Annotated in this window: 28 protein-coding genes; 14 read left to right on the top strand and 14 right to left on the bottom strand. The window is 63.3% G+C overall.

Going from position 1 to position 25,949, the window contains the following annotated elements:
• Window positions 1-109: 109 nt before the first annotated feature.
• Entirely contained in the window at window positions 110-1,282 is a 1,173-nt protein-coding gene (locus AC0L26_RS02605; RefSeq protein WP_473631115.1) for an MFS transporter, read from the bottom strand.
• A 48-nt stretch (window positions 1,283-1,330) separates the two neighbouring features.
• On the opposite strand from AC0L26_RS02605, the gene AC0L26_RS02600 reads away from it, so the two are divergent.
• From AC0L26_RS02600 to AC0L26_RS02590, 3 genes are all read left to right on the top strand, one after another.
• Entirely contained in the window at window positions 1,331-1,870 is a 540-nt protein-coding gene (locus AC0L26_RS02600) for an Lrp/AsnC family transcriptional regulator (protein ID WP_473631114.1), read from the top strand.
• Window positions 1,871-2,009: 139 nt separating this feature from the next.
• Window positions 2,010-2,549, top strand: a complete 540-nt coding sequence (locus AC0L26_RS02595; RefSeq protein ID WP_473631113.1) for a dihydrofolate reductase family protein — start codon at window positions 2,010-2,012, stop codon at window positions 2,547-2,549.
• A gap of 22 nt (window positions 2,550-2,571) precedes the next feature.
• Complete coding sequence (locus AC0L26_RS02590) at window positions 2,572-3,489, top strand: sigma-70 family RNA polymerase sigma factor (protein WP_473631112.1); 918 nt, start codon at window positions 2,572-2,574, stop codon at window positions 3,487-3,489.
• Between the two features lie 84 nt (window positions 3,490-3,573).
• On the opposite strand, the gene AC0L26_RS02585 is transcribed toward AC0L26_RS02590, so the two are convergent.
• Genes AC0L26_RS02585 through AC0L26_RS02560 form a run of 6 tightly spaced genes read right to left on the bottom strand, consistent with a single transcriptional unit; the run spans window position 3,574 to window position 7,945 of the window.
• The gene (locus AC0L26_RS02585; RefSeq protein WP_473631111.1) at window positions 3,574-4,833 is read right to left on the bottom strand and encodes an ABC transporter substrate-binding protein; all 1,260 of its coding nucleotides are present in this window, start codon (window positions 4,831-4,833) and stop codon (window positions 3,574-3,576) included.
• 47 nt (window positions 4,834-4,880) lie between these two features.
• A complete protein-coding gene (locus AC0L26_RS02580; RefSeq protein WP_473631110.1) occupies window positions 4,881-5,309 on the bottom strand; it encodes a DUF4440 domain-containing protein in 429 nt (142 codons plus the stop codon).
• 8 nt (window positions 5,310-5,317) lie between these two features.
• Entirely contained in the window at window positions 5,318-6,373 is a 1,056-nt protein-coding gene (locus AC0L26_RS02575) for an aldo/keto reductase (RefSeq protein WP_473631109.1), read from the bottom strand.
• Window positions 6,370-6,729 (bottom strand): TIGR04076 family protein, encoded by a 360-nt coding sequence (locus tag AC0L26_RS02570; RefSeq protein WP_473631108.1) that lies wholly within the window; start codon window positions 6,727-6,729, stop codon window positions 6,370-6,372. The genes AC0L26_RS02575 and AC0L26_RS02570 overlap by 4 nt, the downstream gene beginning before the upstream one ends.
• Window positions 6,730-6,731: 2 nt before the next feature.
• Complete coding sequence (locus AC0L26_RS02565) at window positions 6,732-7,220, bottom strand: DUF3830 family protein (protein WP_473631107.1); 489 nt, start codon at window positions 7,218-7,220, stop codon at window positions 6,732-6,734.
• Entirely contained in the window at window positions 7,217-7,945 is a 729-nt protein-coding gene (locus AC0L26_RS02560) for a GntR family transcriptional regulator (protein ID WP_473631523.1), read from the bottom strand. Before AC0L26_RS02560 ends, AC0L26_RS02565 begins: the two co-directional genes overlap by 4 nt.
• A gap of 135 nt (window positions 7,946-8,080) precedes the next feature.
• Between AC0L26_RS02560 and AC0L26_RS02555 the strand changes: the two genes are divergently transcribed.
• From AC0L26_RS02555 to AC0L26_RS02535, 5 genes are read left to right on the top strand one after another with little or no spacing between them, the layout of a single operon-like run.
• A complete protein-coding gene (locus AC0L26_RS02555; protein WP_473631106.1) occupies window positions 8,081-8,878 on the top strand; it encodes an ABC transporter ATP-binding protein in 798 nt (265 codons plus the stop codon).
• Window positions 8,875-9,642 (top strand): ABC transporter ATP-binding protein, encoded by a 768-nt coding sequence (locus AC0L26_RS02550; RefSeq protein WP_473631105.1) that lies wholly within the window; start codon window positions 8,875-8,877, stop codon window positions 9,640-9,642. The genes AC0L26_RS02555 and AC0L26_RS02550 overlap by 4 nt, the downstream gene beginning before the upstream one ends.
• Window positions 9,639-10,547, top strand: a complete 909-nt coding sequence (locus AC0L26_RS02545; protein ID WP_473631104.1) for a branched-chain amino acid ABC transporter permease — start codon at window positions 9,639-9,641, stop codon at window positions 10,545-10,547. The genes AC0L26_RS02550 and AC0L26_RS02545 overlap by 4 nt, the downstream gene beginning before the upstream one ends.
• Entirely contained in the window at window positions 10,544-11,527 is a 984-nt protein-coding gene (locus AC0L26_RS02540; RefSeq protein WP_473631522.1) for a branched-chain amino acid ABC transporter permease, read from the top strand. The genes AC0L26_RS02545 and AC0L26_RS02540 overlap by 4 nt, the downstream gene beginning before the upstream one ends.
• Window positions 11,524-12,822 (top strand): NAD(P)/FAD-dependent oxidoreductase, encoded by a 1,299-nt coding sequence (locus tag AC0L26_RS02535; RefSeq protein WP_473631103.1) that lies wholly within the window; start codon window positions 11,524-11,526, stop codon window positions 12,820-12,822. Before AC0L26_RS02540 ends, AC0L26_RS02535 begins: the two co-directional genes overlap by 4 nt.
• Window positions 12,823-12,832: 10 nt before the next feature.
• On the opposite strand, the gene AC0L26_RS02530 is transcribed toward AC0L26_RS02535, so the two are convergent.
• On the bottom strand, window positions 12,833-13,669 hold the full coding sequence (locus AC0L26_RS02530; protein ID WP_473631102.1) for a GNAT family N-acetyltransferase: 837 nt from the start codon (window positions 13,667-13,669) through the stop codon (window positions 12,833-12,835).
• Between the two features lie 125 nt (window positions 13,670-13,794).
• Between AC0L26_RS02530 and AC0L26_RS02525 the strand changes: the two genes are divergently transcribed.
• From AC0L26_RS02525 to AC0L26_RS02515, 3 genes are all read left to right on the top strand, one after another.
• Window positions 13,795-14,220 carry a hypothetical protein gene (locus AC0L26_RS02525; protein WP_473631101.1) on the top strand — a complete coding sequence of 142 codons (426 nt, stop codon included), beginning with the start codon at window positions 13,795-13,797 and terminating at the stop codon, window positions 14,218-14,220.
• Entirely contained in the window at window positions 14,217-14,711 is a 495-nt protein-coding gene (locus AC0L26_RS02520) for a phosphoadenylyl-sulfate reductase (RefSeq protein WP_473631100.1), read from the top strand. Before AC0L26_RS02525 ends, AC0L26_RS02520 begins: the two co-directional genes overlap by 4 nt.
• A gap of 478 nt (window positions 14,712-15,189) precedes the next feature.
• On the top strand, window positions 15,190-18,438 hold the full coding sequence (locus AC0L26_RS02515) for a winged helix-turn-helix domain-containing protein (RefSeq protein WP_473631099.1): 3,249 nt from the start codon (window positions 15,190-15,192) through the stop codon (window positions 18,436-18,438).
• A 42-nt stretch (window positions 18,439-18,480) separates the two neighbouring features.
• Here the strand turns inward: AC0L26_RS02515 and AC0L26_RS02510 are convergent, their stop codons facing one another.
• From AC0L26_RS02510 to AC0L26_RS02490, 5 genes are all read right to left on the bottom strand, one after another.
• A complete protein-coding gene (locus AC0L26_RS02510; RefSeq protein WP_473631098.1) occupies window positions 18,481-19,116 on the bottom strand; it encodes a LysE/ArgO family amino acid transporter in 636 nt (211 codons plus the stop codon).
• A gap of 356 nt (window positions 19,117-19,472) precedes the next feature.
• Window positions 19,473-20,492 carry an isopenicillin N synthase family dioxygenase gene (locus tag AC0L26_RS02505; protein ID WP_473631097.1) on the bottom strand — a complete coding sequence of 340 codons (1,020 nt, stop codon included), beginning with the start codon at window positions 20,490-20,492 and terminating at the stop codon, window positions 19,473-19,475.
• Window positions 20,493-20,653: 161 nt separating this feature from the next.
• Window positions 20,654-21,037 carry a GFA family protein gene (locus AC0L26_RS02500; protein ID WP_473631096.1) on the bottom strand — a complete coding sequence of 128 codons (384 nt, stop codon included), beginning with the start codon at window positions 21,035-21,037 and terminating at the stop codon, window positions 20,654-20,656.
• Between the two features lie 112 nt (window positions 21,038-21,149).
• The gene (locus AC0L26_RS02495; RefSeq protein ID WP_473631095.1) at window positions 21,150-21,953 is read right to left on the bottom strand and encodes an SDR family NAD(P)-dependent oxidoreductase; all 804 of its coding nucleotides are present in this window, start codon (window positions 21,951-21,953) and stop codon (window positions 21,150-21,152) included.
• A complete protein-coding gene (locus AC0L26_RS02490; protein WP_473631094.1) occupies window positions 21,950-22,804 on the bottom strand; it encodes an NAD-dependent epimerase/dehydratase family protein in 855 nt (284 codons plus the stop codon). Before AC0L26_RS02490 ends, AC0L26_RS02495 begins: the two co-directional genes overlap by 4 nt.
• 233 nt (window positions 22,805-23,037) lie before the next feature.
• Between AC0L26_RS02490 and AC0L26_RS02485 the strand changes: the two genes are divergently transcribed.
• From AC0L26_RS02485 to AC0L26_RS02475, 3 genes are read left to right on the top strand one after another with little or no spacing between them, the layout of a single operon-like run.
• Entirely contained in the window at window positions 23,038-23,682 is a 645-nt protein-coding gene (locus AC0L26_RS02485) for a cysteine hydrolase family protein (protein ID WP_473631521.1), read from the top strand.
• 49 nt (window positions 23,683-23,731) lie between these two features.
• Entirely contained in the window at window positions 23,732-24,283 is a 552-nt protein-coding gene (locus AC0L26_RS02480) for a MarR family winged helix-turn-helix transcriptional regulator (protein WP_352935927.1), read from the top strand.
• Between the two features lie 44 nt (window positions 24,284-24,327).
• The gene (locus tag AC0L26_RS02475) at window positions 24,328-25,515 is read left to right on the top strand and encodes an amidohydrolase family protein (protein ID WP_473631093.1); all 1,188 of its coding nucleotides are present in this window, start codon (window positions 24,328-24,330) and stop codon (window positions 25,513-25,515) included.
• Between the two features lie 6 nt (window positions 25,516-25,521).
• Here the strand turns inward: AC0L26_RS02475 and AC0L26_RS02470 are convergent.
• Window positions 25,522-25,949 (bottom strand): amino acid synthesis family protein (locus tag AC0L26_RS02470; RefSeq protein WP_473631092.1); only part of this gene is annotated, 428 nt, incomplete at its 5' end.

The raw sequence follows: 25,949 nt of genomic DNA, 5'->3' as shown, positions 1-25,949 counted from the left end.
CGCGGTTCCGGACGCTGTGGCACTTTCATTTGCATTTATCGAAGGACGGGAGCGGCGCGCAAGTTTTGCCGCCGCGTGGCGCAAGCCGGCGACTTGCGATAGTCCGCGACTACCGCGGCGAATGCCACGCCGCCGCCGAAGCGGCAACCAGCATGAGCAACGCTGCGACCACGGCCGATGCCGCAAAACCAAAGCTGGAATAAAGCGGTCCGAAGGCCGTGGTGCCGACAAACACCGCGAGATAGGTCACCGCGCTGTTCAAACCCATGATCGTGCCGCGCCTCGCCGGATCGAGCGCCGAGAGGCGCATCACCAGGACATTCAGCCCGAAGTGATTGGCGAGGCCCCAGACAGCCACCATCGCGATGGTCAAGCCGAAGCTGCCGCTCGATGCGGCAAGCGCGACATAGACGATTGCGACCAGCAGATAGGCGAACGGCATGACGCGTCGCGCACCCAGCCGATCGATGACGCCGTCAAGAAGTGCCGCCATGCCGAAGCCGGCGCCATAGGCAAGCGCTGCCAAGCCGTTGGCGCTGACCGGCCGTCCCAAGCCATTGTGAAGGTGATCACCAAGATAGCCATAGACACCGTAGAAGGCGGTCATGAAGGCGCCGCAGGCGACCAGAAGCGGCACTATGCCCGGCACCGCCAATGCGCCGAGCGGCGTTGGCGCCGGACCGCTTTTCCTGACATCGCTCAGCGACGTCAGGGTAAGACCGGTCAACGCGAGCGCCGCAAGGACCGCGACAGCCCCGAAAACGGCGCGCCAATGCAGCAGGTCGGCGAGCACCGCCGAGATTGAGACGCCGGCCACCATGCTCAAGGTCCATCCGGTCAGCACAACGCCGATCGTCCCGCTTTCGCGGCCAGGCGGCGCGATCGCCGCGGAACTGGCGTAGATTGCCGGCATGGCGACGCCGGCGGCGATACCGGCGAGAAGCTGGGCCGCAACCAGCGCCGTTACCGTCGGCGCGGCGGCGCTGGCGAGAAGCGCTATCGCCAGCAGCAGCAACGCGCCTTGCAGCATGCGGCGAGCGCCAAGCCGGTCGATATAGCGCGCCAGGAACAAGGCGCTTGCCGATGTTCCGAGGCCGAACGCAGCGGACGCAATCATGACGGCCGGCACGCTTGTCCCAAACGACGCCGCCACTGCCGGTGCTATCGGACCGAGAACCAGCGAGTTCGATCCGATCACGGCAATGCATCCGGTGAGCAGGTAAGCAAACGCCGGAATAGGCGGCCTTGCTGTCAATGCTACGGCTTGATCACTGTTCGTCATACAGCGATAGTGGCCGTATTAAATTCTGTATCAATAAGGAATTTCACTATGGATGAAGAAACAGATGGCATTCCGCAGAACAGGCCTGCTGCTCGCGATGTCGACGCAACCGACCGAAAAATATTAGGCGTCCTGGTCGACGATGCCACGATCAGCTATGCCGAGCTCGGCGAACGCGTCGGGCTGTCGCCGCCGGCGGCGCACGAACGGGTGAAGCGGCTTCGGCGCAGCGGCGCCATTCGCAACACCGCGGCAATCATCGATCCCAAGGCGGTGCGCAAGCCGTTGCTCGCTTTCGTGCACATCGACACCAAGGGCTGGGGAAAGACCCCCGAACTGATGGCGATTTCCGAGCACCCGGAAGTCGAGGAGATTCATTCGGTAGCCGGCGACACATGCATGCTGATCAAGGTCCGTACCGAGGACACTCGGGCGCTCGAAGGCCTGCTGTCGCGTCTCTACGAAACGCCCGGCGTCACCTCGACGCGAAGCTACGTGGTTCTCTCGACCTATCTCGAGCGGCCGGTGCAGCCCGGGATCACAACTGAGTGGCCGACGCCACGGCACATGGCCAAGCCGCTCTATTAGCTCAAACGATCTTCACGCACGTATCCAAAATCGTACCGGGAACGTCTTGGCTATCGGGCCTTGTGACGATCGAGGGACCGGTTCGTTCGCCGGTTCTCGATCATGACGGGAAGGCCTGCGGCGCAACCGGAGACGTGCAATGAGAAAACTGATCGTGGGCAGCTTCATTTCGCTGGACGGCGTCATCGAAGCACCAATGGACTGGGCTTCGCCTTTCTTCGACGAAGAAGGCAGGGAGCATTCTTACCAAAAGGCTGGCGAGGCGGATTTTTTCCTGCTCGGTCGCGTGACCTATGAAATGTTTTCGGAGCGCTGGCCGCAGGTCAAGGGCAGCAAGTACATGGATCGCATGAACGGGCTGAAGAAGCTTGTCGCATCGCGCAGCCTCAAAGACGTGAGCTGGGACGCGTCGCTGATCGAGGGTGATGTCGCCGCCGAAATCGCTCGGATCAAGCAGCAGGCCGGCGGGGACATATTGAAATATGGGGTGAGCAATCTCGACCAGACGTTGCTCGCCAACAAGCTTGTCGACGAGTATCAGCTCTCCATCGTGCCCACCCGTGTGGGCCAGGGCAAACGCGCTTTCCAGGATGTCGACCCGTCCCTGGTCAAGCTGGAGCTTGTGAACACGCATCGGTTCAAGAACGGCGTTATTACGCTGACCTATATCCCACGGTGATCCGTCACTGGATATTGATGCCATGAAGATGCAGCCAAAAATCGATCCCACCGGGCTTTTTGACGTCCGCTACGCCGCCTTCCTGGAGACGGTCGCGCATTTGCGTGGACGATTGCATCGCTACTGCGCACGCATGACAGGTTCGACGCTTGATGGCGAAGACGTCATGCAGGAAGCGCTGTTCGAGGCCTATCGGAAGATCGAGAAGCTTGACGATGCGAGCGCCCTTCGCCCTTGGCTGTTTCGCATTGCGCATAATCGCTGCATCGATTTCCTGCGAAGCAGACAGGCGCGCGAGCGTGCGGAGGCCAGTTTCGTCGAAGACGAGATCATCCTGCCGGTCGAGCCGGCGGGCCAGGGCGCCGATCGCGCGATCGAACGGCTGGTAATCCACCTGCCGCCCAAGGAACGCGCCTGCGTCCTGCTCAAGGATGTGTTCGACTATTCGCTGGAAGAGATCGCCGGCCTCGTCGACTCGACCGTGGGTGGCGTCAAGGCGGCGTTGAGCCGTGGCCGCTCCAAGCTGGCGATGCTGCCAAACGAACCAATCGTCCGTTCGGAGACCCAGCGCGATCCCGAGCTTTCAAAATTGCTCAACCGTTACGTCGAACTCTTCAACCGCCGTGACTGGGACGGCGTGCGGGCGTTGACCAGCGCCGATGCCCAATTGCGGGTCGCGGATTGCTTCAAGGGCCGGCTGTCGGAATCGCCCTATTTTGTCGAGTACGAAAATGCCCAAATGACCTGGAAGATTGTGACTGGCGAGATCGATGGCGAAGCGGTGCTGCTCGTGCTCCACCCCGGCGAAGACGGTTGGAAACCAGCTCATCCGGTTCGGATCGAGGCGGTCGACGGGATCATAAACCGCATTGCCGATTATTACGCCTGTCCCTGGATGATGCCGGCGGCCAGCGCGGTGGTCGTTTCCATCCCGGACTAACCGGCGAACGCTCGGGGACAAGCAGGACGATGCAAGTGTCCGGCATCAACCTCAATGAAATGATGCCGGACAGATATAGGCGCCTTACTGAAGCTTCGCCTGCAGGGCATTGACGTCATCCGTCGTCATTTCGCCGTCGGTCGTCACCTTGCCGTCGACGATTTTCCAGAGGCGGAACGGGCCGGTGATGTCGCCGTATTTGTCGAAAGCGACCGGGCCGATGACGCCTTCGTAGCGGATCGGCTTGCCATCCTTGATCAGGCCGAGCGCCTTGGCGAACTCGTCCTTGCCGGCATAGATCGGCGTGCCGGCCGGGTCGACCGCTTTGTACATCGCGTCCTTGATCTTGGCCGGCTCCTCGGAGCCGGCAATGGCGATTGCCAAGCCGACGATGGCGCCGGCATCATAGGACCGGTCGGCGGCCGGGTTCGATGGTTCGATGCCCGAAAATTCCTTGTAGTTCTTGGTGAAATATTCGGTCGATGCGGTCGGGCTGGTGCCCGAGGAAGTGCCATAAGCGTCCTTCAAATAATCGGCGCCGACGGATTCGATGAAGTCCGGGCTGTTCATGCCATCATTGAGCAGGAATTTCTGGACACCGCCCTGCGAAATCCAGGTACGGGCGATGGTCGCGCCGTCGACGGGCGTACTGACGAGATAAAGCCCGTCGGGCTCGCCGGCCATTGCCGCCGTGACTTCCGAGGCATAACTCGACTGCTTTTCATTATAGGGCGTGTCGGAGACGATGGTGCCGCCGAGCGCCTTATAGGCGCGCGAGAACTCCGCCACCATGTTGACGCCGAAATCGTTGTTGACGTGGATGACCGACAGTTTCTTGAAGCCCTTGTCGATGGCGTATTTGGCTGCGGCGACGCCCTGCAGCGCATCCGAGGTGATGGTGCGGAAGAAGATGCCGTTGGTCCTGCCGTCGCGCCCGAGCGCCGTCAGCGTCGGCGACGAGGAAGCGGGCGAGACCTGGACGATCTTGGCCGGAGCGGTGACCGATGTCAGGATCGGAATCGACACCGAGGAGATGATGCCGCCGATGATCACCGGCACCTTCTTGACCTGCACAAGCTGGGTTGCGGCGTCGACTGCAATGTTGCCCTGACTCTGGCTGTCGCGGGTGTCGGTCGCGAGATCGCAGCCGCGCACGCCGCCTGCGTCGTTGATATCGCGGAAGGCCATTTCGACCGACTTGGCGCCGGCCTGGCCGTATTCGCCGGCCGGGCCGGTCAGTTCCATGACGAGGCCGACCGTGATCTTACAATCGGCGGCTTGCGCTGCACCGGTGGCTGTCAGCAGAGCCAGCGCGGTGGTGATCTGAAGTATCGTCTTTGTCATTGTTGTTCCCCTTTCGTTACACGACTCTCATTGATGTCTTGAGCCTGTTAACCTTCCGGCACCTGCAGCCAGGTTTCATGCAGATGTCGCCATTCAACGCCGTTGGGCGCCGATGAACTGGTGGTGAAAACGGCACTCGAGCGACGGCGGCTGTACTTGCCGGCGCGCTGCTGCGTTTCAACGTAGCAGAGGACGATCGCGTCGTCGGCCTGCCAGCCGGCCTGGATATCCTCGATCGAAATAGTGAAGTCGTCATCACAGATAGCGCGGCTTGTCCTGACGTGGTCGACCACTGCGTCGCGATCGAGGATCTGGCCGTCCGGCGCAACCATCCGGAAACCTTCGGCCATGACGCGTTCGAAGCGGCTGAAATCCGCCCTGTCCGCGCTCCCTGCAACGAACCAGTCGACGAAGAAGCGGTGGAGATCGACGACCTCGGCGCTTGCGCGGGAAAGCAGAGAGGGTTTTTCGTCCATGGCGGCGCTCATATCCGGCCTGCGTTCAAATTGTAGTGCATGATCGAGCCGTGGCGGCCGTGGCGGTCGCGCTCCAGCGTGTAGACATCGCCCAGGGGGCCGCGGCTTTGCGCTATCACGGCGGCGATCAGCGCCCGGTCCTCGGCATCGAGCGCGACGTCCATAATCCGGGCGTTGGCAAGGGCGTGCGCCTGGTTGCGGGCGCCGACGATGACGGCCGCGACTTGCGGCTGCTCCAGCACCCAGGCACTGGCGATGGTGGCGATGTCGACGCCATGGCGGTCGGCGACGGCCTTCAGTGTGCGAAGCAGCTCCTGGAAAAGCTCCCAGCCGCCGAAATCGTCGATGATCAGCTTGTATTTGACCAGCGACCGGTTTTCGAGCGGCGTCTGCGGCTCGGCGACATCAAGCCATCTGTCGCTCAGGAAGCCGCCCGCCACCGAACCATAGCAGAGGAAACTGACGCCGTTTTGCTTGGCGAGAGCCGCAAGGCTGTTGGCCGGCCGCTGATCGAGCACGGAATACTGCAACTGCTGGCTGACCAGCGGGACGCCGGCGGTCAGGATCTCGGCCAAATGCGGCGTGTCGAAATTGGTGGTGCCGACATTGCGCACCTTGCCTTCGAGGCGGAGGTCGTTGAGCCAGCCCATCGCATCGACGTAACCGGGCAGCGCATAATCCCACCAGTGGAACTGCACGAGATCGAGCCGCTCCGTCTTCAGCCGCCGCAGCGACTGGTCGACGATGCCTCTGATGTAGTCGCGGCTGATATTGGAAAGCCTTTCCAGGTCAGGCACCAGCTTGGTGTGAACCTTCATTTTGACGGCGGCATCGAGACCGCGCTCATTGGCAAGCCGCAGCCGCGCCGCGCCGATCAGTTCCTCGACGCCGGTATAGATATCGGCGCAATCATAGGTCCTGATACCGGCGTCGAAGGTGGCGATCAGGTCGGTCACCGCCTGCTCGCGGTCGATCGCGCCGTGCCCGCCGGCCAGCTGCCAGCCCCCGCGAATAACGCGCGAGATCGTATAGCCGGGGCTGAGCTCGAAAGCCTTGGCGGTCATTTCTGGTCATTCTCCTTCGGCAGCGGCACCGCCGTGGTTTCGGCATGGCTGAACCGCCGCTTGCCTGTCCTGACGATCCTCAGCCGGCTGGCGCAATTGGGATCGGGACAGGCGATCTCGGCGTCCGACGTCATCCAGTCGTTCTTGTGGGTGGGGCGCTGTTTGGCTGCGAGCAGCGGCAACACGGCTGATATCGAATAGATCGAAAAACCCTGCCCCGCCGGCATCGACAGCATCTCGCCCTTGAGCTCGAAGTAATCGCCTGATTTGGCGCCGCAATAGATCGGCTTGCCCGCGGGGATAACCGCCTCGACACGAAGGTCGAAGAGTTCGAAACTGTCGTCGCTCTCAGGCACTCTCAAATCTCCACACGCGTGAAGGTGATGTCGCAGGCGCCGTTGCGGCGGATAACACCGCAGGCGGCGGCGAAGCGGTCGCGCTCCTCGGGACGCACCTGCGCGACCACGCTGCCGGCAAGCCAGCCGATCGGGAACAGCAGGCGCGCACCCTGGCCGTAAAACAAGCCGATGTCGAAAATCGCATTCGGATTGCCGCCCCACATGCGGGGCGGCACGTAGGATAGCACGATGTCGCCCGGCTGCGGCGTCAGCGTTGCATTCTCCGCCGGCAACGGCCTGGCATAGGCTTGGCCCTCAATATCCGCTGATGGAACCGGGCAGGAGATTTCCGGCCCCGTCCACATCGCATGGATGCCGGCAACGACGCGCGGCTTGTCGAGATATGCCAGCAGGAAGGCAGCATTGTCGGGTGCCTTTTCAGGCGACAGCAGCGCCGTCACGGAAAGGTTCGAGCGTGGCTCGGTGATCCTGATAGCGGGCATGGTCATGTCTGGCCTTTCGCCGATTGCAACTTGTCGCGCAGGAAGGCGAAGGGCCGGCTGATGTCGGCCACCAGCGCCTCGCGCGCCGCTTGCGCATCCTGCCTCGCAAGCGCTGCGACGATGCTGCGATGGTAGTGGGCGGTATCGACCTCGCCGGCATCCGAAAAGGCGTAGATCGCGACGCGGATACACGGTCCGGATTGCAGCCACAGGCTCTCGATCATCGGGATCAGCACGGCGGAACCGCAGCAGCGGTAAATCTCGAAGTGGAAGCTCTGGTTGAGCGTCGCCTCGCGGTCGATATCCTTCTTGTGCTTCAGCGCCCGCATCTCGTCCCACTCGCCGAGCATGGCCTCGACCGAAGCAATCTGGCGCGGGTTCATGCGCGTGGCGGCCAGCGCGATGGCTTCGCCCTCGATCAGGGAGCGGGCGCGCAAGAGATCGTCGATACGCTCCAGCGTGATCGGCGGGACCCGCACGGAGCGGTTGGGCAGCGCCTCCAGCGCCTTTTCAGTGATCAGCCGTCCGAGCGCCTCGCGCACCGGCATGGTGCTGGTGACCAGCGCCTCGGCGAGGCCGCGGATGGTCAGCACCTGGCTCGGCTCGAAAAGGCCGCCGATCAAGGCGCGACGCAGCTCCGAATAGACCCGATCCTGCACGGTCTCGCGGCCGACCGGCGTAAGCTGGGCTGCGATCGTTTCGTTGTTCCGTTCGATGGCGGCCTTCTGCATGGCATCCCGGTTCTTGGCCGTTTCCAATCCGTTTTCGGCTTGCGGAAGAAATTAAAGCCGAATAGCGTGATCAAAGCAAGTGTGATCACAGATCAAATTATAGGCGGCGAAGATCGCTTTCGGCCAGAGGGATTGATGAGCGACACGACGGACAGGCAGGAGGAGATCCGCACGCCGGTTCTGACGGCCAGGAATGTCGTCAGGCGCTTCGGCGGCCTCGTCGCGGTCAACAATGTCTCGTTCGAGGTTCGGCCGGGTGAAATACTCGGCCTCATCGGACCGAACGGCGCCGGCAAGACGACGATGTTCGACCTGCTGGCCGGCAGCATCCTGCCGACCAGCGGCGAAATCCGTCTCAACGGCATACTCGTATCGGGGGAAGCTGCCCATCGCCGCATCGGCCGCGGCCTTGGCCGAACGTTCCAGATTCCCAGGCCTTTGCCCAACCTGACGCTGATCGAAAACGTCATGCTGGCCGCGCCAGGACAGGCCGGAGAACGGCTGCTCGCCAACTTCCTGACGCCTCGGCGGGTAGCCGCCGAAGAGCGGACGGCCGAGACGAGGGCCATCGAATTGCTCGAGCTCGTCACGCTTGCCCGCCTGGCGCACGAACCGGCGCGGGTGCTTTCCGGCGGCCAGCGCAAGCTGCTCGAACTCGCCCGCGTCATGATGGCCAACCCGGCGATCATCCTGCTCGACGAACCTGCGGCCGGCGTCAACGCGACGCTACTCGAAGTCATCATCGACCGCATCCGCGACATCAACAGGAGCGGCATCACCTTCCTGCTGATCGAGCACAATATCGATATGGTGACGCGGCTTTGCCATCGCGTGCTGGTCATGGCGAGCGGTCAGCTTCTGTGCGAAGGCACTCCGGACGAGGTGGCACGCGACCCGCGCGTCATCGAGGCCTATCTCGGGGGCGCGGCATGAGCCAAACCGTACTCGATGTCCGCGATCTCGAAGCCGGCTACGAGCCGGGCGTGCCGATCGTGCGCGGCGCCTCGATCACCGTCGACAAGGGCGAGATCGTCGTCGTTCTAGGCCCTAACGGCGCCGGCAAGTCGACCCTGATCAAGGCGATCGCCGGCCTTGTCCCGGTCACAGGCGGGGCGGTCCTGCTGGACGGCAGGGACATTACCGCGGCGCCCGCCCACACCATGGTCCGCCTCGGCCTAGCATTCGTGCCGCAGACCGAAAACATCTTTCCGCTGATGTCGGTCGAGGACAATCTGAAGGTCGCCTGCGGCATACTGAAGCCGCGCGAGACCCCTGCCCGCATAGAGGAAATGTATGCGGCCTTCGCCGATCTCGCCCGTCAACGCAGGACCGTCGCCGGCAACCTTTCGGGCGGACAGCGGCAGATGCTGGCTGTCGCCCGGGCATTGATCGTCCATCCCAAGGTGCTGGTGCTCGACGAGCCGTCGGCCGGCCTGTCGCCGAAATTCGTGGCGATGGTGTTCGAGATGCTGGCCGGTATACGCATATCCGGCGTCACTATTCTCCTGGTCGAACAGAACGCCAAGGCAGCGCTAGCCATCGGCGATCGCGCCTATGTGCTGGTCGAAGGCAAGGACCGACACGAGGGTGTCGCCTCCGAGCTCTGGGACGATCCGGTCGTCGCCGAGCTCTACCTTGGCCAGCGCCGCCTCGATCCTGAAAGAGACCGGCCCTCCGGCAAAGGCAGCGCAGCATGAACCTGCAATTTGTCGTCGACGGACTGCTGGCAGGTTCGATGATCGGCCTCGGTGCCATAGGCGTGACGCTCACCTATTCGATCCTGCGCTTCTCGAACTTCGCGCATGGCGACTTCATGGCCTGGGGCGCCTATGCGACGCTCGCCGTCGTCGGCGCCATCGGCGCGATGTTCGGCAAGATCGCGCCGATCGCTCCCCTCTCCTTCGGCTGGCCGCTGATCGCCGCGGTGGTGCTCGGCATGGCGATCACCGGCCTGCTGGCGCTGCTGCTCGACTTGGTGCTTTTCGCGCGGCTGCGCGCCAAGGGCCAGGCGATCATCGTGGTGATGGCGAGCTTCGGCGCCTCGATGGCGCTGAGAAGCCTGCTCGAATTCATCTTCACCTCGCGACCGACCTATTTCAGCCGGGCGATCCAGATCGCCATGCCGGTCGGCTTCGGCATTCGCATCACCCCCGACCAGATCGCGCTGCTGCTGCTGACCGCCGTTCTGGTGCTCGGCGTGCATCTCCTGATGACCCGCACCCAGACCGGCCGTTCCATGCAGGCATTGAGCCAGAACGCGGCATTGGCCCGCATTGTCGGCATCGACGTCGCCAGGGTCGTGCGCGTTACCTGGATCGTCGGCGGAGCGCTTGCCTGTGTCGCCGGCGTCATGATCGGCATTCTGATACAGATCCGCCCATTCATGGGTTTCGACATGCTGCTGCCGATGTTCGCGGCCGCCATCCTCGGGGGCATCGGCAGCGTGCCTGGTGCTGTCCTCGGCGGCTTGATCATCGGTCTCGCGGAAGCGGGCGCGGTGCAGTTGATCGGCGCCGAATGGCGGGCGGCCATCTCCTTCATCATCCTGATGACCGTGCTGTTCGTGCGGCCCATCGGCCTTTTCGGAGTGAGAGAACGCTGATGGATTTGCTCGGCTATGGCGCTTTCTTCCTGACCACCGCGCTGATCTTCTCGCTCGTCACGCTCGGGCTCAACCTGCAATGGGGGCTGACCGGACTTTTCAATGTCGGAGTCGCCGGCTTCGTCGCCATCGGCGCCTACACGTCGGCACTGTTGACCACGCCCGATGATGCTGCGCGGCTCGGCGGCTTCGGCCTGCCGATCCTTGTCGGCTGGCTCGGCGCCATGCTGGTGGGCGGCATCGCCGCCGCGATCACTGGCATCGCCACGCTGCGCCTGAGATCCGACTATCTGGCAATCACCACCTTCGGCGTGGCCGTCGTCGTGCAGCTGGTGGCGCTCAACGCCCAAAAACTGACCGGCGGCCCGTTCGGCATCGGCTTCATCCCGCGTCCTTTCGGCGGCCTAGCCGAGACGCCGTTGCTGTTCAACCTGTCGAACCTTGCCGTCGTCTCGGTGGTGACACTGATCGTCTATCTCGCGCTGGAGCGTCTGTCGCGCAGCCCGTGGGGGCGCGTATTGAAGGCGCTCCGCGAGGATGAGCAGGCCGCGATATCCCTGGGTAAAAGCGCGCGGTTCTATCGTGTCCAGGCCTTTGCCGTCGGCGGGGCCATCATGGCATTGGCCGGCGCGTTGCAGGCGCATTTCACAGGGTTCATCGCGCCGGACAATTATTTGCCGGCACTGACTTTCCAGGTCTGGGTGATGCTGATCGTCGGCGGTTCGGGCAGCAACACAGGTGCCGTCATCGGCAGCATCCTGGTCTGGGCGATATGGGCCGGATCGGGAGCCTTGACCAGCGTCTTGTTCTCGCCGGAACAGCAGGCACGCGCCGCTTCGCTGCAGATCGTCGCGATCGGCGTGATGCTGTGCGTCATCCTTCTGGTCAGGCCGAACGGCCTGTTTGGCGACAGGCCGCGGCGTGCAAGGTTCGGCAAACGTGCGAAAGAGGCTCCGGACGAGAGCATTGCCAAGTCATGATCGACGTTGCCGCGTCACCCGGCGTTTCCCTTTGGCATGCCGTCAGCCGCTGTCTCCGGGACCGGCCCGCCCTCGAAGGCGCACTCGATGTCGAACTGGCAATCGTCGGCGGCGGTTTCTCAGGTCTTTCCACCGCGCTGCACAGCGCCGAGAAAGGCATCTCGGTCGCCGTCCTCGAAGCGGAAATCATCGCCTGGGGAGCAACCGGCAGGAATGCCGGCTTCGTGGTGCCGAATTTCGCGAAAAGGGATCCAGACGATATCATTGCCAAGCTCGGCCCCGAACGCGGCGAACGCCTCATCGATTTCGCGGCCGGCAGCGCCGACTTCGTCTTCGACCTGATCAGGCGGCACGGCATCGAGTGCGATGCAGTCCAGAGCGGATGGATACAACCGGCCCATTCGCAGGCCGCTCTCGAAAAAACCAGATCTCGCGCCGAACAATGGGCGAGGCGCGGAAGACCGGCTATTACGCTGGACAGGCGGGCAGTCGAAGAGCTGACCGGCGTTCGCGGTTATGTCGGCGGCTGGATGGACCGTTCGGGCGGCGTCCTCAATCCGGTCGAATATGCGCGCGGGCTCGCTGATGCGGCGGAAAAAGCCGGCGCGCGCCTCTTCGAGCATACGCGTGTGATATCGATCGATCGCGCAGGGGATGGCTGGGTTTTGAAGACGCCCTCCGGTTCGGTGCGCGCCGGAAAGGTGCTGATTGCAACCAACGCCTATGGCGGGCCGCTAAACCGCACGCTTGAGCGAACCTACTTTCCGCTCAAAATCTTCCAGATCGCGACGGCGCCGCTGCCGCGCGAATACCGCACTCGCCTGCTTCCCGGCGGGCAAGGCGTCGGCGACACCAGGCGCAATCTTTTCACCTTCCGCTTCGATGGCGAAAACAGGCTGATAACCGGCGGCATGCATATTCTTGGTCCCGGTGCCGACGCGCGGGCGCCGCATGCGATCTGGCGCCGGCTGGCAAAACACCTCGATCTCCCGGAAATCCCGCCGCTCGCCTACAGCTGGTCGGGGATGGCCGCCGTCGAGCCCGATTTCCTGCCGCACCTCTTCGATCTTGGGCCTGGCCTGATCGCGGGCTTTGCCTGCAACGGGCGCGGCATCGCCATGACGACAAGCATGGGCAAGGCGCTTGCCGATTGGGCTGATGGCGCGAAGCCGCAGGACTTGCCGCTGCCGTTTGCGCCGCCGTCGCCGATCCCGTTCCACGGCTTGATGCGGCATGCACCCAACATGCTACTTCCCCTAAGCATGCTGCGCGATCGGCTGGATGAGGGGCTCTAGTCGACCTCTCTCAGCCCAGCTCTAAGGTCGTTATCGCAAAGACCCCGGACTGCATGAGCTGCGGCGCTTTTCCCTTGTACATTCGAGCCGTTTCGAAGCCCGGCTGGAAACCCGCCGACGTCAGCCAGGTTGCAAAGTCTCCACTGCTCTCGGGAACATCGAGATGGATATTTCCGGGTCCGGAGACGCCGGCGAGCGCCGCGAAGAGACGGCTTGCCGCATCCAGGCTGTTGGCAAAGAGCGGCCCGATCTTGCAACCGTCCCGGCATCGGCGCGCGACGCCGTATCCCTCGATCGCGCCGCCCCTGACGATCGCAAGCGCCACATGCGGCGGGCGCAGCCAGCGTTCGAGGAAGGATCGTCTCGGTGCGGGAAAGAACCGGCTATCGTAGTCCAGGATATCGGCCAAGAGTTCCGGGCCTATGGCGCGAATGCCGCCGTCGGCTTCTGCCGGACTGTTCGGCGCTCCGACGAACCGTATCGTTTGGTAGGCTGGCGCAAAGCCCATGCTGCGGTAATTGGCCTGCTGTTCGAAAACACCATCGAGGCCGATCGTGCGGTTGCCGAGCCGCGCCATGCCGGCATCCCAGACCGCCCTGCCATGGCCCTCGCCGCGCCTGTCAGGCCGACAGATGTAGAGACCGATGAAGCCGAAATCGTCACCATAGGCGACGGCCGAAATTCCGGCCACCATCTCGCCATCGACAAAGACGCCGATGAAGCACTCGGGATCCGCCGCCTGGAACGCCACGGCATCGCCGAGGCCGGGATTCCAGCCTTCCGCTGCCGCCCAGTCGACAAGGGTTTCCACTTCCTCGAGTGCGAGCGTTCTGATGGTTCGGGACATTGCGATCACTCGGCGGCAACTTCAATGCGTCACGATACGGCTTTGCCAATGGGTTTGCATAGGCGCCATGCTTGGCGATGCCGGCGAAGTGCTGTGAACCACGACGGAATCCGTAAGTCATCCGTATGCGCGGGCGTGTCAAAGTCTCGGCCGATAAGCACCATCACGCGTGCACAACTGCCGATGCAGGAAACGTCGCGATGCGAAAGGGCCGTACAGTACCCCGAGCTGACTTTGCCGGAATTCGTCAGCCCCGGCGATGGTTCGCGCTGTTTGGGTTTTCTTCTCTCTGGAATATGGCGACGGCGGCGATGCTTTTCGGCCTGCTGCCGACTCCGGCACTTGCTGAAGACCAGATCCCCAATTGGCGGCTGAGCGCTCGTGTCGTCGCGGTCGGGCTGCCTGAGGTGGCCGGCGTGCGCGAGGTGGGGCGCTTTCATATCGGCGGGCCGATACCGGGGAATCCGGAATTCCTGATGGCAACGCGCGAAGGGCGGATGCTCGATCCGCTCAGGGTTCTTCGGAAACGATCGCCTATCGCGCTCAGTTGACACGTCTGCTCGGCCTCACCGATCTGCGCGTCGTCAGGCCTCAGGCGGATGCCTTGCGTGCGCTCGACGGCGCTGGATCGCTGCACGGCCGCGATCCGGACCGATGCTGCCACATCCGCAAGGTTCTGCCGCTCGAAAATACCCTGGCCGGTTTCAAGGCCTGGATTTCCGGTCGCAAGCGATATCATGGCGGGCTTCGCGCGGATGTTCCGACACTCGAGCAGACTGACGGACGCCTGAAGATCGATCCGCTCGCCCGCTTCACCCGCCAGCAGATCGAGGCCTATCTCGACCGTTATCATCTCCCCCGACATCCGCTCCTCGAAAAAGGCTATCTCTCGATCGGCTGCGCGCCCCGCACGATCGCGCGCGGCAGCGCGGAGGATCCGCGCGCGGGCCGCTGGAGTGGACTGTCGAAGATGGAGTGCGGAATTCACCGGTCGCCTGCTCCCTCTTGCAATTCGGCCCGGGCTGCTTCCGATTTCCGGTAGGTCCGCAGCCCGAAATCGGCCATTGCCGCTTCATCTGCGAAGCACTGGGCATGATTAAAAACTAGGCAAATCCGCGAAAACTAGGAGATTGGCTGCCCGGAAACTAGGTGACCATACCGATGTGCGCGGATGCCGCCGCGCGCAGGATGAGCGCGTGAGTTGGAAGGGACTGCCCGGCAGCCCACAAGCTCGCCAATCGGAGAAAATAGCAATGATCCGATATTCTGCCCCATTCGGTCGAAGATGGGCCGGCGGATCCACCGCCCGCGCATTCCCTCTCGCAATTCGGCCCAGTCTGCGGCCTGGTTTCCGGTTGCCCGGACATCGAGGTTCGCACCGCCAGAATCGGCCATTGCCGCTTCATCCGCGAAGCCACTTCGAATTGTCGCGTGATTACGCTACCCTAAGGTCAATCTGGGCGGCGGGACGGTCATGGCGGCACGACCGACGCTGGATAATTGGTCGAGCGGGAGCCCCCATGACGCCCCTAGACACCGTTGAAGCCGATGCGAGACGCCCGCTCTCGGGCACTGGCCGGATCGCCAAGCTGGCGGCACCACGCAGCGCTAGGATATTGAGGCGGAACCGCGTCCTCGAAGCGATCGAGCTGAAATCACGATCGGGCGTGTGCTGGGTGGCCGCGCCGGCCGGCTACGGCAAGACGACGGCAGTCATCGACTACCTCGAAAGTGTCGAGGCACCGCATGTGTGGTTCCGCATCGACGAGGGCGACCAGGATATTGCGCGCTTTTTTCAGTATCTGGGGCAGTCGATCGCCTCGCCTGCGGTCGGAAACATGCCGGTCTTTGGCGTCGAATATGCCGAGCAGCCGAAGGAGTTCGCCAGGCGGTTCTTCAGAGCCTATTTCACGCGGCTAAGGCCCGGCACCATCCTGGTCCTCGACGACTTGCATGACGCCGACACGCCCGAATTCCGGGCGGTGCTTTCCGTGATGTTCCGTGAACTTCCCGAGACGGTCCGCTGTATCTGCGTCTCGCGCACGCTGCCCCAGGAGGAGTTTGGTGACCTGGTTCTCAAGGGCCAAATGGCCATTGTCGATCGACGAGCGCTCGAATTCTCGACATCGGAAGCGCGCGATTTCATCAAGCTGCGTTCCAAGAACGGCGCCGTTTCAGTGGACGTCGAAGCGGCACGCGGCTGGGCGATCGGGCTGGCTCTCCTCGCCGATCACGGCTCGGCAGTCGGACCCGACGACACGAACGGGGCAGCACCCGGCGGCCAGAACGCGTTGTCGGACGCCCTCGGCCGACATTTCTTCCTTTCCCTTCCAGCCGCCGATCAGGACATGCTGCTGAAACTCAATCTCCTGCCCGAAATCAGCGCCGAACTGGCAGACGTGATGATCGGGTCGGGCGAAGCGGGAAAACTGCTAGACAGGCTCTACAAGCGGCAACTAATGGTCACCCGAACGGAAAACAGCCGCGACGTTTTCCACCTGCACGACCTCTTGCGAGACTTCCTCGACCGACGCTTCGCACAGCGTATCTCGGCGGAGGAACAGAAATCGCTCAAGCAAAGGGCGGCAAAGGTCCTCGCGGACGCCGATCGTTATGACGAAGCCATACACCTGGCCTTGCAGGCAGAGGACTGGGAGCGGGCGAGCGAGCTCATGCTGAGCCGGGCCGAGGCCGTGCTGGAGCAGGGACATCGGACAACCTTCATCGAATGGGTCGGCCGGTTGCCGGAAGCTGTCCTGAACGGCTGGCATTTCTATTGGCTGGGCGTGGCCCACATGCCGGACGATGCCGCGGCAGAGCGCTGGCTATCGAAGGCATGGCACGCCTTTGGCGAGGCCGACGATCAGCGCGGGCTTTGCCTCACGGTGTCGCGCGCGGTGCTAGTCAAGTCCGATAGCTGGCGAACCTATGAGGGTCTTTCGGCCTGGACCCGCCGGGCATTCGAAATCATCGAGCGCGGCCTGCCGGAACTGCCCTCAAAGGAAGCGATGCTGGTGCGCATCGGCATGGTGCGGGCGCTGAACTTCGGCGACGACTACTATGGCAACAGCCCGGCCGGACAAGCGCTGGAATCCGAACTTCTGGAGCGGTTGACCCGGAATCCCGAGCACGATCCAAGCAGCTTGCGGCTGCTTGCCAGCGAATCCCTGATCGAGCATTCGGTATCGACCATGCGGGCCGATCTGTTCACGAAGGCCGTCGACAGCGTTGTCGAGGATTTGAGCGACAAGGAGGTGTCGCCTTGGGTCCTCGGCATGTGGCTGGTCGAGTTTGGCGCCAAGAGCGGCCGGTATTTCCCCTACAAGAGGCGGGGTTTTCCCTATCCTTCGGCCGAAGCGGCGTTGCGGGAGGCAATCGCCATCGGTGAGCGCGAGTCGCTCAAGGGCGTGGAGTTTGGTGGCCTCTATCATCTTCAGATGCAGATGAAGTTCCGCAACGACTTTGCCGAGTTCCACCAAGTGGTCGAGCGTCTGGCCGAGACCGCCGACAGCCGTTTCAGCACGCAGGTCGCTGTCGTCTCCAATTGCTACGCTACGCTTCATGCCAGGCAGGGCGATTTCGCGACCGCCTATCAGGATTGCGAGCGCTTCATGGCGGCGAGCGAGGCCGCCAACGAGCCGATGGTCGAGCGCTGGGCGCACTATATCACAAAGTTCCAAGTGCTGCTGGCCGACAGGAAGCCGCGCGATGCCGCCACTTTTCTCCGCGACCTGCTGCCGCGGCTGAACGGCGGCGCCCGCAAACGGACCGAGATATGCATTCTGGCAGCAGTCGCGCTGGAGAACCTGTGGGACCAGAATCCGCACTATGGCGACCGGCTGAAGGCCTTTATTGAAGCGATCCGCGACGTCAGCTGGCCAATGGTGCTCCTCAACGTTCCTGACTTGCTCGCCGAACTGCTTGGCGACGCGCTGGACCGCGGCATCGAACCGAAACTTTGCCGGTCGCTGATCGGCGAACGCCGGCTGGACGCGCCGCAGCGGCGGCCCGCGGCCTGGCCTTGGCCGCTCAAGGTCCACGTTCTTGGAGGCTTTCGGCTCGAACTCGATGGAAAGCCTCTTCCTCTCGGCGCCAAGCCACCGACGAAGGCCCTCGACATCCTGCGAGTGCTGGCGATCTCGAAAGACAACACCTGCTCGCTGGAGACGCTTCAGGACTGGCTGTGGCCCGACCTCGACGGCGATCAGGCGCGGGCGGCTTGCGAGCAGGCGCTGCATCGGCTGCGTAAGCTGCTCGGGCGGACTGATCTCATCGCGCAGCGCGAAGGCAAGCTTCGCCTCGCGTCGGACAAGGTCTGGGTCGACCTTGCCGACTGGGATGCACGGCTGAAGGCCGTCACGACCACCAATGGCGACGCTGCCGGACTGCGCCCGGACGCCGAGGCGCTCTTCCGCGCATTTCCCGGTCCGCTGTTTCTGCACGAGCGAGCCAGTTTCTGGTCGTTCGCTGCCGCCGAAAAAGTCCGCCGCGACCTGATCGATTTCGGATTGCGGGTCGGCCAGCGGCTCGAGGCAACCGGCAACGCCCATGAAGCGCGCTCGATCTATCTGAGGACGTTGGACCTTTATCCGGATGCCGGATCCGTCTGCAAGGCGCTGATCAAGGAGCGGCTGGCACGCCGTGATTTCGAAGCCGCTGTCGACGAGTATGTACGCTACGAACGAGCGCTGGATACTGCCGGCGAAGCGGCGCCCGCCGCGGAAATACGCGCCTTGGTCGAACCCTATCTTGTTCGGCACAGGCGCTGAAGACGATGTGCGGCGGGCCATCGTTGGTATGGCGGTTACCGCTCAAGCCCCGTTCAGGATGTTTGCAGCCAGGAGGAGGGCTGCCAGGATCAGAACGAGACCTGCGACCGCGTCCATCCGCTTGCGGTAGACCGGGCTATCCAAGTGGCGGGACAGGCTCACCCCGGCCAGGCTCCAGCCATAGAACTTGATTGCGGAGGCGGCGAGGAACCCGGCGGCGAACCCCGCCTGTTCCCCGCTGCCATAGCTGAATGAGAGCGCGCCGACGAGAAACATCGCCTCGAACCAGGCCAGTGGATTGAGCCAGGTGACGGCAAGCATCGAACCTATCGCACGCAATCGGGATTTGCGGCCTGACGCAACTGTCTCCATGCGGGATGTCCCGTTGACCGCGAGCAAGGTGCGCGCGCCCCACCAGGCGAGAAATCCGGCGCATGCGGCCTGCAGCATGCCGGAGATCGCGGGATTGTCGGTCAGCAGCGTTCCAAATCCGCCGATTCCCATGGTCACCAGGGCGATCTCCGAGACGTAGCCCGTGGAAGCGACCGCGAAAGGATGACTGCGCGTCAATCCTGCCTGGATAAGCATTAGGTTCTGGGGCCCGAGGGAAAAGATCAGCCCGAGGCCGAACACGAAGCCGGATAGCGTTGCCGGCGACAACAGGGCGTCGGCCGTCATGCGACGTCACCCGGTTTTTTCGATCGCGCGTTTTTGTGCATCTGCGGCCTCCTACGCGCCGCAGTGTGGAAGGCAGGCGCATATGGATCGTTTACGGCAAAGCCGGCAGTCCCGTTCCCAGTTTCATGATTCGAGGACCGACAGCTGATATGCCGAAACCGCACGAAAAAAGGCCGGGCTCGAATGCGGCCCGGCCAAAAGAAGGTTACAACCTTCAGAGGGGAACACCGTTCAGCGGAATGGGAGGAAACCGCCGAACGGTTTTACTTGTTTGAACCTGTTTGGGAGCGCTGGCGACGAATAAAATTCCAAAGCAGCCGGAATGACGAAAACTTCTGTTCTACTGCTCCGACGCTTCAGACCGGTGACGTCCTCGTCTCGAGGAGATCTGCATAGTGCCGACGCGCCACGTCAGGATGCGAGCGCAGGCGGCTTTTCAGCACATTGGTCCCGACATCGCGAAACAGCGGATTGTCCGGGTCGCTCGCCGGTCCGCGTGCTTCGGCAGCCAGTTCTTCAGGCAGAGTGAGCAACGGGATCGTCGCATCGAGCCGGGCGCTGAAGAAGAACGGAACTGAGATCCGCTCGACGCCGGCCGGCGGCGTGACGACACGGTGCACCGTCGCCCTGAGATAACCGTTCGACGCCAGTTCGAGGAGCTCGCCGATGTTGACCACCAGCGTTCCGGCGATTGGATCCACATTCACCCAGCTTCCGTCATATTCGACCTGCAGCCCCTTGTTCTCGTCCTGAAGCAGGAGCGTCAGGAACCCGCCGTCCTTGTGCGCGCCGACGCCTTGGTCGTCGCCGGTTGCGTCGCGTCCGGGATAGCGCACGATCTTCATGCGATGGTTGGGCTCACCGCTATAGATCGGATCGAAAGCGTCCTCGGCCTGGTCGAGCGACGACGCGAATGCCTTCAGCAGGCGGATCGCCACCGCCGTCGCCCTGGTCTGCCATGCCAGCAGCGCCGGCTCGAGTTCCGGCAGGGCCGAAGGCCATTGGTTCGGCCCTTGCAGCCGCGTCCAGGCAGGAACGCCCCGCCCCTGTGTAATGGGTCGGCGCTCGACGCCGATGTCGAGCTGTTCGCGCCAGTCGGCCTTTCCCCTGGTCAGTTCGCCACCGGTGCGCGTGTAGCCGCGGAATTGCGGGGACTTGACCATTTCGATGGCCAGCTTGTCGGCTTCAGGCAAGGCAAAGAACCGACGCGAGGCATCGAGCACCTCATCGGTCTCCACGGCTGAAATTCCATGGCCGCTGAGGTAAAAGAAGCCGACATCGCGCGCCGCCATGCGCAGGTCGAACAGAAAGGTCCGACGCTCCGATGCGCCCTGTTCGAGACGGCTGAGATCGAGCACGGGTACAATCCTGGCCATGGTCAACCTCCTTCAGGCTGGATCAGGCCCTTACGGTGACATGCAGGTCGTCACGATCAAAGAACGCTCGACCCAATCTCGATGCGAATGGAAGAAAGTCAGCGCTGCGTTTGATGACCGGCAGGCAAATAACGTTCGAACGGACGTTGCGAAGCCGCTTCCTACCACTCGTGTTTCTGAGGCAGACCGTCGGTCAGATCGTAAAAGTCGGATTTCGAGCCGACATAGATGTGTTCGCCGAGACGAAGGCCGGTCGGCCGATCGAGGGTCCCGACCGTGACATATGTTTCCACGCCCGGCGCGGCCTTCCAGAACAAATTGCCGCCGCAACGTGAGCAGAAGCCGCGTTGGACATTTTCCGATGACTGGTACCAACTCAGGGTCTCGGAGGCCGAAAGCCTGAGGTCCACCGACTTACAGGCTGCCATGGCGGCAAAGTTGCCGCTGGTGCGCGAACATTGTGAGCAGTGACAGGCGATCGGCTGAGTAAGCTCGCCCGCGATCTCGTAGTGCACACCGCCGCAGAGACAACGTCCCGTCGCCATCCGGTCCTCCGTGATCCAGCCCATCGAGTGGCGCGGTTGGATTGTTATGGCATTGATCGTCTCGGCGCCAGCACGGCCACTGTTGTGCCAAATGGCGCCTTATGAGGACGACCTACCTGAATTTCGGAAACGCGCCGCCGGCTGGCGCATTGGCCCAGCTCTGCAAAGTCTGGCCGCCATCGATCAGCCAATCCGCGCCGGTGACGTGTCTGGCCTCTTCGGAAGCCAGGAAGGCCACGGCGGCCGCGACGTCGTCGGGCTGGCCGATGCGGCGCAGCGGGATGCGGTCGGCAAAATGCTGCACGCTGCTCTTGAAATCACCGTCGCTGGCCGGCACGCCGAGCGTCGTTTCGATCACGCCGGGGCAGATGGCGTTGACGCGTATGCCGTAGGGCGCGGCATCGATGGCCGCGACCCGCGTCAAGCCGACCACGCCATGTTTTGAGGCGACATAACCGGCGCCGCCCGCGAGCACGTCCCAGCCGGCCATGGACGAGCCCATATTGACGATCGAGCCGCCATTGCCGGCCCCGATCATCGCCCGAAGCGACGCCTGCAGGACGAGGAACATGCCGCGCAGATTGATGCGGATGATGGTGTCCCAGTCCTCGACAGGCAGCTCGTGAACCGGCGCGACGACGCCGGAAATGCCGGCATTGTTGAACACGGCATCGAGCCTGCCGAACGTCTCGACCGTGGTTGCAACGGCGCGCCGCACATCTGCCTCGTCGGCGACGTCGGCTTCGACCGCGATCGCATGCTCGCCGAGGAACCGAGCCAGTGCCTGTGCCGCAGCGCCGTTGCGGTCGACAATGGCGACGCGCGCACCCTCATCGAGGAAGCGCCTTACCGCCGCACTGCCGATCGCGCCTGCGCCACCGGTGACGAGCACGCTCTTTTCGTCGAATCGCTTCATTTGCCAGACTCCGGCTTTGGGTACGAGCGCCATGAATGGCTTGCCTCGAAGCCGATCGTTTCGCGCGCATGGGCCGTATCGAGCACGGCGCCATGGCCGGCGATCGGCCGCGACAGCGCGACATCCGGGTAGACGCGGCGCACCAGCGGCTCCGTCTCCTCTTCCATGAACGTGTCGGCTGCGCTCAGCAGGATGCGGAGATGACCGTCGCCTTGCCATTCCAGCGCCTGCAGGAAGCCTTGCCCAGCGTCGCGTGCGTCGAGATAGCTCCACAGGTCGCGGGCGCTGTCGGCAGTGGCGCGACGTGGCCCGACGCCGGCGAAAAACGAACCCGGGGTCTGGATCCATGGCATACGAATGCTGACAGCCGAGAACGCGCCGCGGCGCACCGCAGCGTCGACGATCTCCTCGCCGAGCCATTTCGACAGGCCGTATGGATCCTGCGCACCGACCGGATGGTCCATATCGACCGGCAGGTAGGATGGGCGCACCGGCTTCTCGAAGAAAGGATAGCCAAAAACGCTGAACGACGAGGCATAGACGAAGCGCGTGGCGCCAGCCATGACAGCCGCCTCGACGACATTGTAGGCGGTCGCGATATTGGTCTTGAACACCTCGCCGCCGGCCCGTCCGGTCGGGCGCGGGATGGCCGCGACATGCACCACAGCGTCGCAATCGCGCACCAGCTGCAGCGCCGATCCCAGGTCCATCAGGTCGGCGCTCGCATGCCGCCATGCCACGTCACCCGGCGCTACGGCATCAATGCCCAGCACATCATGGCCGGCAGCGACGAGCGCCGCAGCCACATGACGGCCAAGCAGACCGCTGGATCCGGTGACGATCGTCTTCATGTCTCAGCCCTCGGCGCAGCAGATTCAGCGAATTGAATATCGTTGATGGTCATACAAATCGAACACCCGATTGCGGAACCTTGTCAATGGTCATTTCGCATCGGAAAACGGCTCAGACCTTTGTCGGTGGGCCTACGCACACTCGGCGACCAGCCTTTGTCCCTATCGGGATTGACTTCGCATCTGCGACGGTTTTTTGTATGAGTATCAACGATCGACCAAAGGAGCTCGCCATGCCCGTGGACAGTTTTTCCTCACATCGGCACGATGACGCGATACGCCTCGATCGGCAACGCGCAGCAATTATCGTCATCGACATGGTCAATGAATTTTGCAAACCCGGCGGGGCCATGGTGCTGCCGGGATACGAGACGCTGGTTGCACCGCAATTGGCGATCATCGAGGCCGCGCGCGCCAGCGGTGTGCCGGTTATCTGGGTGCACGACACCCACCGGGCCGGCATGCGCCGCGAGCGCGAATGGGTGAAGCGCACGCCACATTGTCTTGAGGGTAGCTGGGGCCCTGAGATCATCGAGGATCTCGGTGCCCGCGACGATGAAATCCACGTGATCAAGCGGCGTTATTCGGCATTTTTTCAAACCGATCTCGACCTGACGCTTAAGGATATGCAGGTCGAGCAATTGGTCATCTTCGGCGTGGTCACCAACATCTGCGTGCGCTCGACCGTCCATGATGCCTTTTTCCAGGGTTATGAAGTGGTGGTGCCAAGCGATTGCTGTGCGGCGACGGGACCGCGCGAGCAGGAGAGTTCGCTCTACGACATAGCGACGCATTTCGGCGTGGTCAGCGATTCGGCAAGCGTCGTCGCAGCCCTTCGCGACGGGACGTCGCTTCAACCGGCGAGTGTTGCGGCTTGAGCTTTTTCGAGCCTGAGGCATCCGAGATAGCGACCAGAGGAGTCCCGGCGTGACGACTGACATCGAATCGCAACCCGAAAGTGCGGCACCCAAAGGGCCGGGCGACAGTTCCAAGCCGCTGAGCCGCGAACAAGTGCTGCAGCGATACGCGAAAACCGGCTACGAGCTAGACCGTCATCCGGCGCACGTGATCCGCCGGGCACACCAGCGCGCGACGCTGCGCTTCCAGCAAGTCATGGCCGGCGAGGATCTTTCACCGACGCAATTCGCCGCCCTCGCTACCGTACTCAAGCATGGCGAGGTCTCGCAGAACCATTTGGGACGGCTGACCGCGATGGACCCCTCGACCATCAGCATCGTCGTTCGCAAGCTTCTCAAGAATGGACTGATTACCCGCAGCGCTTCCGATACCGACCAGCGCCTGTCGATGATCGCGCTGACCGACAAAGGCACCAGATACACACTCGACCGGCTCGAGCGCAGCGTCGAAGTCGGCCGGCGTTTTCTGTCGCCGCTTTCGCCCGCCGAACAGGCGACGCTGCTTCGCCTGCTCAACCGAATCAATGACGACGATCCATCGAATGGCGACGGCGGGAAATAACGCGCGTCCCGAAACATTCCCCTGAGATAACAGACGAGGTGCCGATGTCGCTCGACCCGAAATCCAACACGCTTGTCGTGCGCAACATCGGCCTGGTCCTCTCGGGCGATCTCGACCGCCCGATCCTCGACGCCGACACGATCATCGCGGTCGACGGCAAGATCACCGCCATCGGCAAAGCCGGAGCGCTTGACGTCGGTGCAGCCGACACCGTGATCGATGCAGGCGGCTCGGCGGTCGCTCCGGGCCTGATCGACAATCACGTCCATCCGGTGGCCGGCGACTGGACGCCGCGGCAGAACCAGATCGGCTGGATGGATTCGACCGTGCATGGCGGGGTCACCACCATGATCTCGGCGGGAGAGGTCCACACGCCGGGCCGTCCGCGCGACCTGGTCGGATTGAAGGCGCTTGCCATCGCCGCGCAGCGGACTTTTTCCAACTTCCGCCCGAGTGGGATGAAGATACTGGCCGGTGCGCCGATTCTGGAGCCCGGCCTGGTCGAGGAGGACTTCCGCTACCTCGCCGAAGCCGGCGTGACGCTTGTCGGCGAGGTCGGCCTCGGCGGCGTCAAGGACGGGCCGACCGGACGGCAGATGGTCGCGTGGGCGCGTAAATACGGCATGACCTCGATGACCCACACCGGTGGGCCGTCCCTGCCCGGCTCCGGCCGCATCGGTGCGGAGGTCGTGCTGGAGGTCGATGCCGACATTGTCGCGCACGTCAACGGCGGCCCGACGGCACTGCCCGAAGCGGAAATCCGGCAGATCTGCGAGAATGGCTCGCGAGCGCTGGAAATCGTCCACAACGGCAATCTACGGACCGGACTGTTCGTGCTCGACCTCGCCAGGCAGCGCGGCGAACTTTCGCGCATCATCGTCGGCACCGACAGCCCGGCCGGGTCCGGCGTGCAGCCGCTCGGCATCCTGCGGATCCTCACCATGCTGGCTTCGCTGGGCGGCGTCGCGCCGGAAGTGGCGTTCTGCTTTGCCAGCGGCAACACAGCGCGCGTACGCGGATTGCATGATCGCGGCATGATCGAAGTCGGCCGCGCCGCCGACCTGATCTTCATCGACCAGGCGATCGGCGGCGCCGGAGACGGGATGCTCGACAGCGTGGCGCAGGGCAACCTTCCGGGGATCGGAATGGTCGTTATCGACGGCGTGGTACAGACCCGCCGAAGCCGCAACACGCCACCGGCAATAAGGGTTCCTGAAGTTATTCAGGGATAGCGACGTTTAGCTGACGCCATCCTTGCCGACGACCTTGTCCTTGGTCAGCCCGCCGACGCGCGGATGGGGCCTGCCGGAATCGGTCACCGCGATGGCGACGACGATCTCGTCGGCACGTGGTGCATCGGGAATGCGAACCTCCATGCCGTCGAAATGGCTGCGCACCCGCGCCGCATCCTTGTGGCCGAGCGGAATGTCGAGCGGCACGCCGAGACCGCCACGTTTCTTCGACGAGGGAATGAGCGCGGCACCCTTGCCAAGCACATCGCGAAACGGGGCGCCGAGCTTGGGATGAAGGATGGCGGCGGCATGTTCGAGTTCGGGGGGGGGGGGGGCCGCGGCGGGGGGGGGGGGGGGTGGGGGGGCGGGGGGGGGGTAGGCGCGCGCGGCGCCCCCCCGCGTGGGGCAATAGTAGGCCCAAATCAGACCAAAGT

This window comes from Mesorhizobium sp. WSM4823, from assembly GCF_055811195.1.
The sequence above is the reverse complement of the archived record's forward strand: the minus strand, read 5'-3'. Positions and strand labels throughout refer to the sequence as shown.